The sequence below is a fragment of the Streptomyces sp. CCM_MD2014 genome, assembly GCF_000772045.1.
Lineage (GTDB): Bacteria > Actinomycetota > Actinomycetes > Streptomycetales > Streptomycetaceae > Streptomyces > Streptomyces salinarius.
Genome location: NZ_CP009754.1, coordinates 6,021,652 through 6,030,043, shown reverse-complemented (window position 1 = coordinate 6,030,043; position 8,392 = coordinate 6,021,652). Strand labels below are relative to the sequence as shown.

Genomic DNA, 8,392 nt, shown 5'->3' with positions numbered 1-8,392 from the left:
CGGCGACCACCCGCGGGTCCGTGCGGGCAGCACCGCGGGTCCGTTCCCGGCACGGGGCGGGAACGGACCACGGCGGCGGACGGGTCAGTGGCGGCCATGCCCGCCCGTGTCACCGCCGCCCGAGCCGCCGAGACCGAAGCCGTCGGTCTCGATCCGGTCGGTGGTGCGCTCGATGTCCTCCAGGTTGCGGTCCCGGGTGTCCTCCATGAGCCTGACCTGGGCGAGCGTGGCGTCGGTGATGCTCACCAGCGCGTCGCGGATGGACATCATGGTGTCCTTGGTGACCTGCCGTTCCTTCTGCTCCTGCGGCTTGGCCTTCTCCGCGAAGTCCCCCGACGTGCCGGGCCACGAGACGGTGGGGGCGAGGCCGTCGAGGAACTCCTCGGTCATGCTCCTGGCCAGCGTGGCGATCTCTTCCAACTGCCCGCTGAGGGCCTCGATGCGGGCCGGGTCGACGTAGTAGCGCTGTCCCATGTCAGTCCTCCCCGTCCTCGTCGAGCGCGTCGCGCCAGCCCGGCGCGGGGCCGTCCGCGCGGGCCGTGTCCTCGTCGTCCTTCTCCAGCACCCCGGGACCGAAGATCCGCTCCCAGTCCAGCTCGAAGCCCTTCAGCTCGGGCACCTCGCTGCTGGGTTCCGTGAAGGGCGCCATCGCCTTCATCACGTGCCGGTTCATCTTCTGCTGTGCCGCGTTCGCCGCCTCCAGGACGCTGGCGGCCAGCTCCTGGGGGGACATGTCGCGGTACTTGTGCTCCAGGAAGTCGATACCGGTCAGCGCGCCCTGGGCGCCCACGGTGACGCGGACGGCACGGTCGGAGGAGAGCACCGCGAACGAGGCCTGCCGCAGCTCGCGTTCGGTGCGCTCGACCGCCTCCTGGGCGGACCGGAGCTCGGCCATGGCATTCTCCAGCCGCTGTTCCAGTGGTTCCGTCACGTCCGCTCCCTGAAGTCCTGTGGCTGCACGGTCGATCTTGCCTGGTGGGGTGCCGGCCGCGGCAGCCGGGGACCGGGTGGCGTTGCTCTCCCGGCACCGTCCGCGGCAGCCGCCCGCCCGGCCGTCACCGTCCGATGACGGCCGGGGTGCCGCCGTCCTCGGTGCCCCACACGTCCGCGTCCTCCTCCAGGTAGTCGGCGGACGTCGTGGCTCCGCGGCCCTGGCCCGGCTCCTGCTCGGGGGAGTCGCCGCCCGTGGTGGCGACGCGGGACGCCGGGGCCAGGAAGGTGTCGCTGTCCTCCTGGCGGTTCCAGGGGCTGCGCCGCCTGCGGTTGCGGCGCTCGCTCTCCTCGGCGGCGTCGACCAGGACGGCCCGCACCCGTTCGCCGTTGCCCTTCTCACCGCCGCCGCCCATGCCGCCCATGCCGCCCATCGGCATGCCGGGGGTGCCGGGCATGCCCGGGGCTCCGGCCGTTCCGCCCCCGGCGGCCGGGGTGAGCGGGGTGCCTCCGGCCCCGGTGGTGGCGCCGTCGGACAGCGGGGCCGCGGTGCCGGTGAGGAGGCCGTCGGAGCCCACGGAGGCACCGGCGGTGAGTCCGCCGCCGGTGGCGGAGGCGAGCGAACCTCCGCTGCCCAGGCCGAGGTCGGAGGCGGAGAGGGTCTCGGTACTGGTGCCGCCGCCCCCGCCCCCGCCGCCGCTGCTCCCGAGCCCGTCGAGACCGTCCAGCGAGCCGAGACCGTCCAGCGAGCCGAGTTCGTCGAGGAGACCGGTGCCGTCCGAGGAGGTCGGACCGTTGCCCGTGTTGAGGTCGTGCAGGTTCACCGTCTCGGTGTGGCCCTGCGCGTCGGTGACGGTGGCGATGCCGGTCTCCGGATCGACGACCTGGGTGCTGCCGTCCGGGAAGTCGGTGGTCAACTGGCCGTTGTCGAGGGAGGTGACGGAGCCGTCGGGGTTGGTCACCCGCGCGCCGTGGGTGAGGTCGGTGGTGGTGACGGACCCGTCCGGGTGGGTGGCGGTCAGCATCCCGCTCTGGGTGTCGAACGTCGCCCGGGTGCCGTCCGGGAACCGGGTGAGCAGGTCGTCGCCGGCCAGCGACGTGTCCCCGCCCGTGGGTGTCTGAAGCCCCGAGCCGCCACCGGAGTTCAGGCCGTCGAGGCTGCCCAGGTCGAGACTGCCCGGGTCGAGGTCGCCGAGGCCGTCGAGGTCCCCGTTCGACTGGGTCCGCAGGTCGCCCGGGGAGTCGGGGCCGCCCTGACCGCTCTGGCCGTTGAGGCCGCCGAGGCTCCCCAGATCCGTCGTGGTCGTCGAACCGTCCGGACGCGTCGTCACCGCCCGACCCGTCGACGGGTCCACACTCTGCGTCGTACCGTCCGGGAACCTCGTCGTCAGACTCCCGTCATCACCCAACGACGTCACCGAACCGTCCGGATTCGCCACCTGCACACCACTGCCCAGATCCACGGTCGTCGTCCCACCGTCCGGACCCGTCGTCGTCAACAACCCCGAATCCGGATCGAAACTCGAACTGCTCCCGTCCGGGAACCGACTGATCAGATCACCACCCGACAACTGCGCACTGCCACCCGTCGGCATGTCCAGCACCCCACCACCGCCACCACCGTTCAACCCCCCGAGACTCCCCAGATCCGTCGTGGTCGTCGAACCGTCCGGACCCGTCGTCACCGCCCGACCCGTCGACGGGTCGATGGTCTCCGTACGGCCGTCCGGGAACGTCGTGGCGAGCTTGCCGTCGTGGGTGAGGGAGGTGACCGAGCCGTCCGGGTTGGTCACCTGCAGGCCGTTGCCCAGGTCCGTGGTGGTGGTCGAGCCGTCGGGGCCGGTGGTGGTCAGCAGGCCGGTGTCGGGGTCGAAGCTGGTGCTGCTGCCGTCCGGGAACCGTGCGACGGGGTTGCCGTCGACGAGGCCCGGGGTGCGCTCGTTCGGCAGCCGCGCGCCGCCGCCGGAGTTGAGGCCACCGAGGCTGCCCAGGTTCGCCGGCGGGGGCACAACCGCGGGTTGGCCGCCCCCCGGGCCGCCGCCGGGGCCCGCGAGGCTTTCGTTCACCGCGTTGTTGGCGTCGCCGAGGTTGCCGAGACCGTCGGTGGACGGGCCGCCGCCGGGTCCGCCGTTCACCGCTCCGAGGTTGCCGAGGTCGTCGGTGAGCGCGCTGTCGGCGTCACCGGAACCGCCGTTGAGGCCGCCCATGTCGCCGAGGCTCTCGGTGACCGGGAGGTCCCGGTTCAGCAGGTCGTCGAGGCCGCCGAGGTCCGTGGCCGAGGGGTCGTTCAGCGTCCGGAGCTGCTCCTGGGCCTCGTCGGCCTGCTTCTCCTGCTCGGCGCGGAGTTCGTCCTGGTACTTCCGGTCCTCCTCGCGCTGCCGCTCCTGCTCCTCGCGGAGTTCGTCCTGGTAGTCGCGGTCCTCGTCACGCTGCCGGTTCTGCTCGTCCCGGAGTTCGTCCTGGGCCCGCTTGTCCTCCTCGCGCTGCCGGTTCTGCTCGTCCCGGAGTTCGTCCTGGGCCCGCTTGTCCTCCTCGCGCTGCCGGTTCTGCTCCTCCCGCAGCTCGTCCTGGTACTTCCGGTCCTCCTCCCGCTGCCGCTCCTGCTCCTCGCGGAGTTCGTCCTGGTAGCGGCGGTTCTCCTCGTTCTGCCGGTCGATCTCCTCCTGGGCCTCCTCGGCCTTGCGCTCCTCGTACTCCTGCGAGGCCGTGCTGGTCGACTTCGGCTCCGGGATGTTCTCGGTGAAGTCCCCGCCCAGGTCCAGGAACGTGTTGTTCAGCGTGGACTGCACGGTCCGGGCGGGCTTGACGAGGTACTCGTCGACGCCGCGGCTCCAGATCTGTACGGCCTTGTCGCCGACCTTCGCCCAGTTGGCGATGTCGGTGAGGTCGCCGTACTCGGGGTGGTTCTGGGTGAAGCCGTCGCGCGGGTCGTGGTAGGTGGTCGAGGAGTACGCCGAGTAGGTCGTCTTGATGTCCGTGTTGGCGACGTTGTTGGTGTCCACCCACTGGGCCAGGTCGTCCAGTACGTACCGCAGCACCCGGTGCGGGTCGTAGTAGTCCGAGTTGGCCCAGGTGATCCACGCGTCCAGCAGCTTGTCGGCCGCGTCCTCCAGTGCCGAGCGGGCCTGGGAGAGGGCGCGTGAGTACACCGTCTTCCCGGTGCCGTCGCCCTCGCCCGTGCCGGGCTTCTCGTCGAACGTCTCGATGTACGCGTCGTAGTTCTCGCGGATCTTCGTCAGCAGGCTGCGGAAGACCTCCGCGGCCTCGCCCTTCCAGGTCGCGTCCTCCCGGCCGAGCGCGTCCTCCCACTCCTTGATCTTGGGCCCCTGGTCCCGGAAGAACTGGGCCGCGAAGTCGAAGGCCCGGCCGGTGGTGTCGAAGGAGTTGAGGTCGACCGAGGCGTCCTCGGCCACGCCGAGATTGCTGAAGCGGGCGTCCGCCGTGTTGCCGCCGAGCAGTTCGAGGAGCGCCGTCCGCGGCCCGTTCATGTAGCGGGCGAGGGCGACGGTGCTCATCTGGTCCTTGTTGTAGTCCTTGAACTCGTTGCCCTCGCGCACGGAGGCGTTGGCGACGTCGTCCGTCCCGGGGTCGGCGAAGATCAGCTCGTCGCCCGCCTTCACCCGGCCCTCGAAGACGATCCTGGCCTGCTTGATCTGGGTCTTCTTGCCGCCGTCGAAGAACCAGATGTCGTAGTCCTCGCCGGTGTTCCGCAGAAAGCCGGACGCGTCCTCGACGAACGAGCCGAGGCCGCGGTCCCTGATGTCCATCCGGAACAGCTTGCCGCCGTGGTCGGAGCGGAGGGTGTCGAAGACGGTGCTGCGGTCCGGCACCGGGTAGCCGGTGATGTGCGTGACCAGGCCCGCCCAGACGTCGGACGACGCGTCCGTGGCGTCCTCGTACTTGTTGACGTTGTCTATGGAGTCCGCGTCGTAACGGTCGACCACCGGGCGCCCTCTCTGGTCGGGTCGTCGTGCGGCACGCGACACGCCTGTCGCGCGGCACGGGTTGTCTAGGAGTCGGAGTCACCCTCGCCGCTGCCGCCGGCGGTGAGGGTGTCGACCTCGTCGAAGTGCTGGAGCAGCGTCTGGGCGTCGATCGCGTCCAGGTTCTTGGCCTGGGTCTTGCGCGCCCCCTCGATGGTGTCGGTGAGCGCGTCCTGCAACTCCTTGTACAGGTCGATCTGATCGCCGAGGAGCTTGTCGAGGGCCGTGGCGGCCTCCCGGACGCCTTCGAGCAGCTTGGGCCCCGAGATCCGCCCGTCGGTGGCCATCTTGCCGATGCGCAGCAGTTGCTGGTTCTGGTCGAGGTTGTCCGCGGTGGTGTGGCCGTCGACGAGGTCGCCGAGCGTGCGGGGGTCGCCCTCCCCGCCGCCTTCGCGGTGCCTCTTGGCGTCCTTGTACGCCCGGTCCACCTCGTAGTCGCGGAAGTTCTCCATCGCGGACAGGTCGAAGTGCTTGATGTCTGTGGGGTTGTCGGCCATCGGAAGCTCTCCTGCCGCTCGGTGCCTGACGGGGGGCGGACCGCGAAACGGCGAGGGCACACCGCGTGACCGCCGCGGCACGCCGCCCGCCGCTCCGCCGTCCGGACGGAAGCGGGACGAGGCGGGCGGCTCTAACGCGCCCGCACGTTGCCCCAGTTGTCGGCGCTGCGGCGCTCGTCGCGGGAGTGGTTGTCGTGGATGGACTGGATCAGCGTGCCGTTGTCGTTGAGCAGGGTGGCCATGTTCTTGGTGGCCTGGTCCCACTCCATCTGCACCCGCCGGTACATCTCCTGGTCCGCACCCTCCCAGGACGCGACGAGCGGCCGCAGCTCGTCCTCCAGGTTGTTGAGGGTGGTGATGATCTGCTGTGTCTGGTCCGTCAACTCCTCGACGGCCTTGCGGACCACGGGGTACTGCACGTCGATGATGCCGTCGGCCATGACGTCTCCTCTCGGGTGGCCGGACGCCTCGCGTCCGGGGAAGCACGAACAGTGCGGCGGCGCTGGAGGCCGCACCGCGCCGGACGCGTCAGAGCAGCGCCTGGAAGACGCCCTGACTGGTCTTGCTGTTGAGGACCTCGGTGAGGTCCTGGTTCTCCTGTGCCAGGCGGTTGGCGGAGGTGACGTTCTCCTGGAGGGCGTCGATCATCTTGCTGATCTGGACGACGACCGTCTGGGCCTCCGTGTTCCAGCTGCGGAAGAGCTTCAGCAGGGCCTGGCCCTCGTCGCCGCCGACGCCGGAACGCGAGGCGATCTCGGCGACGTTGTTCTGGATCCTCTCCACCTGGCTCCGGGCCGACTCCAGGGACGAGACGCCCCCCAAGCCCTTGGCATAGTCCGCTTTCCTTGCGGCGCTGTCCGCCATGTCGCGCTCCCTTCGTTCGAGCGATCACTTTCAAGCGATCACGTCGCACCGTTGCCCGCTGAGGCTAAGTAGAACCGCCTCTTCCGCGCAACGCGCGGCGATAAATTTCAGAGTTCGCCCGGTGGCCTGAAATATGTCTGGAGCAAGGTAGTTGACCAAAGGTTTCGAGCAGATGAACAGCCGAGCCGGGCGGACTGTCCGTCATGCGGCATCCGCCGGGACACACAGTTCGATGCGGGCGCCATTCGGGCACTCCCAAGCGGCAAACGGTCACCGGAAACGGGCGCCGCACCGACCACGGACGGGATATGAGGGCGAATACGGTCAATTCACGGAACGACCGCATGGATTTCCGGGCCGGGCTTCGGCCGCGACCACAAAGACCGAAAAGCACGTCGGCGAATCACCACGGCGGCCACCCGGACCGTAAATCACCCTTGTTTTCACCCTCTTGCGTCCTCAGAAATCCCTTTGCCCCTCTTGTCGGGCTCGGGAGGCGGTGCCCGCTGTGCCCGACGGGGCGGACGGGCCTCCCGTGACAGAGCTCGCGGCCTCGGCCTTCTGCCCCGGGTCCGGCTCCTCCCGCTCCGCGGGCCCCTCGCAGTCGGGCGCCGTGACCCGTACCTTCGCGGCGCCGGAGGCGGCGTCCGGGTCGAGGTCCGCGCCGGTGGGCAGTGCCGCGAGCAGCGGCGCGGGCACGGAGTCGATGTCGCCGGTGGTGTACCCGAGCGCCCGGAGGGTGTCGTCGGCGGGGACCCGGTACTTCACCCCGTTCTCGGCGACCAGGTAGGTGGTGCCCGCGTGGGCGGCGCCGCTCGCGTGCAGCGCCCGCACCAGGGCGCCGTGGCCGGGCCGTACGACGGTGGCGTCGGTCGGCACGCAGGCGGCGCGCACGGGGTCGGCGGTGCCCTGCGACACGGCGACCGGGGCGAGTCCGGTCAGCGGCGCCAGCACCGAGCCGATGCGGGCACCGCCGTCGCCGCCGTCCACCTGGGCGCACAGCGCGCTGCCCCGCGGCACGGCCTGGGGGGCCGGGGGCGCGTCCGGCAGCCCCGCCGTCCCCGCCCGGCCGGCTCCCTCGGCCCGGTGCTCGCGCAGCGCGTCGGCGCCGACCGTGCGCGCCTCGGGCGACTCGCCCCGGTAGGCGTCCTTCTGGGTCGCCGGGTCGCCCAGCGCCAGGGCGGCGCCGAGCCGGGTCAGCGGCACCAGGCCCTCCTCGCGCAGCAGGTGGTACGTGCTCTCGCCGCCGGGCACGCTCACCTCGAAGACCTGGCCGACGCGGGTGGCCTCGCCGCCCAGCTCCGGGCCCTCGCCGCCGCGTCCGGGCACGTCGGGCGAGCGCAGCGCGGGGCCGGGGGCCAGTGCGTCCAGGAAGGCCGCCGACACCGGCACCGCCGACACGGAGCCGTAGCCGAGCGCGGTGCGGGCGTCGGACTTCTCGTCCAGCGGCAGCCTGCTGCCCCGCCACACCAGGTACCGCGTCCCGTCCGGGCCGCGCACCAGCACCCCGCGGTCGGCCGCGATCGCCGTGGCGTCCACGGGCGCGCCGGCCACCAGCGTCGTGGCCCCGGCCTTCTCGACGGCCGAGGACGTGGGCGTGCCGGAGGTGCTGGGACCGGCGCCGTCCGGTCCGGTGACGCACATGTTCCAGGGCCCGCCGTCGAGTTGCCCGGCGGCGGGCAGGCCGTCCGGCGCACCGGGGATGCCGACCGGACCGCCGACGGGGACGTCCCGCAGCGAGGCGGTGCCGACGTCCTCGGTCGGCAGGTCGGATCCGCCGATCAGCCGCGCGGAGGTGTAGTTGCGCACCGGGTGCAGTACGCCGTCGGTGTCGGTCCACAGGTAGCGGGCACCGGTCTCGCGGTTGACCACCAGGTGCGGGCCGTCGCGCCAGCCGTCGTTCCCGCCGGGCCGCAGCAGCCCGTAGACCACGGTGCCGGCGCCGATCAGGACGGTGAACAGCAGGCCGAAGACGACACCGCGGGTGGTGCGTCCCAGCGGGCTCTCCGGGGCGTCCGGGGAGGCCGTCAGCAGACCCGAACTGAGCCTGCCCATCATGAAGCTGTGGGCCTGTACCTGGTCGCGCTTGGACTGCACGGCCTCTCCTCGTCTCGTCTT

The 8,392-nt window shown here is 71.4% G+C and carries 7 protein-coding genes; all 7 read right to left on the bottom strand.

The window, feature by feature from the left end; genetic code table 11:
• Positions 1 to 84: 84 nt before the first annotated feature.
• Positions 85 to 474, bottom strand: coding sequence for a hypothetical protein (locus NI25_RS26870; protein ID WP_061444897.1), 390 nt, complete (start codon positions 472 to 474; stop codon positions 85 to 87).
• Between the two features lies 1 nt (position 475).
• Positions 476 to 931, bottom strand: coding sequence for a YbaB/EbfC family nucleoid-associated protein (locus NI25_RS26865; protein ID WP_061444896.1), 456 nt, complete (start codon positions 929 to 931; stop codon positions 476 to 478).
• 124 nt (positions 932 to 1,055) lie between these two features.
• Positions 1,056 to 4,874, bottom strand: a complete 3,819-nt coding sequence (locus NI25_RS26860; RefSeq protein WP_061444895.1) for an AAWKG family protein — start codon at positions 4,872 to 4,874, stop codon at positions 1,056 to 1,058.
• Positions 4,875 to 4,939: 65 nt separating this feature from the next.
• Positions 4,940 to 5,410 carry a type VII secretion system-associated protein gene (locus NI25_RS26855; RefSeq protein WP_007449376.1) on the bottom strand — a complete coding sequence of 157 codons (471 nt, stop codon included), beginning with the start codon at positions 5,408 to 5,410 and terminating at the stop codon, positions 4,940 to 4,942.
• Between the two features lie 131 nt (positions 5,411 to 5,541).
• Positions 5,542 to 5,850, bottom strand: coding sequence for a WXG100 family type VII secretion target (locus NI25_RS26850; protein ID WP_061444894.1), 309 nt, complete (start codon positions 5,848 to 5,850; stop codon positions 5,542 to 5,544).
• A gap of 88 nt (positions 5,851 to 5,938) precedes the next feature.
• A complete protein-coding gene (locus tag NI25_RS26845; protein ID WP_007449379.1) occupies positions 5,939 to 6,274 on the bottom strand; it encodes a hypothetical protein in 336 nt (111 codons plus the stop codon).
• 459 nt (positions 6,275 to 6,733) lie between these two features.
• Positions 6,734 to 8,371 (bottom strand): type VII secretion protein EccB, encoded by a 1,638-nt coding sequence (gene eccB / locus NI25_RS26840; RefSeq protein ID WP_061444893.1) that lies wholly within the window; start codon positions 8,369 to 8,371, stop codon positions 6,734 to 6,736.
• Between the last annotated feature and the right edge of the window lie 21 nt (positions 8,372 to 8,392).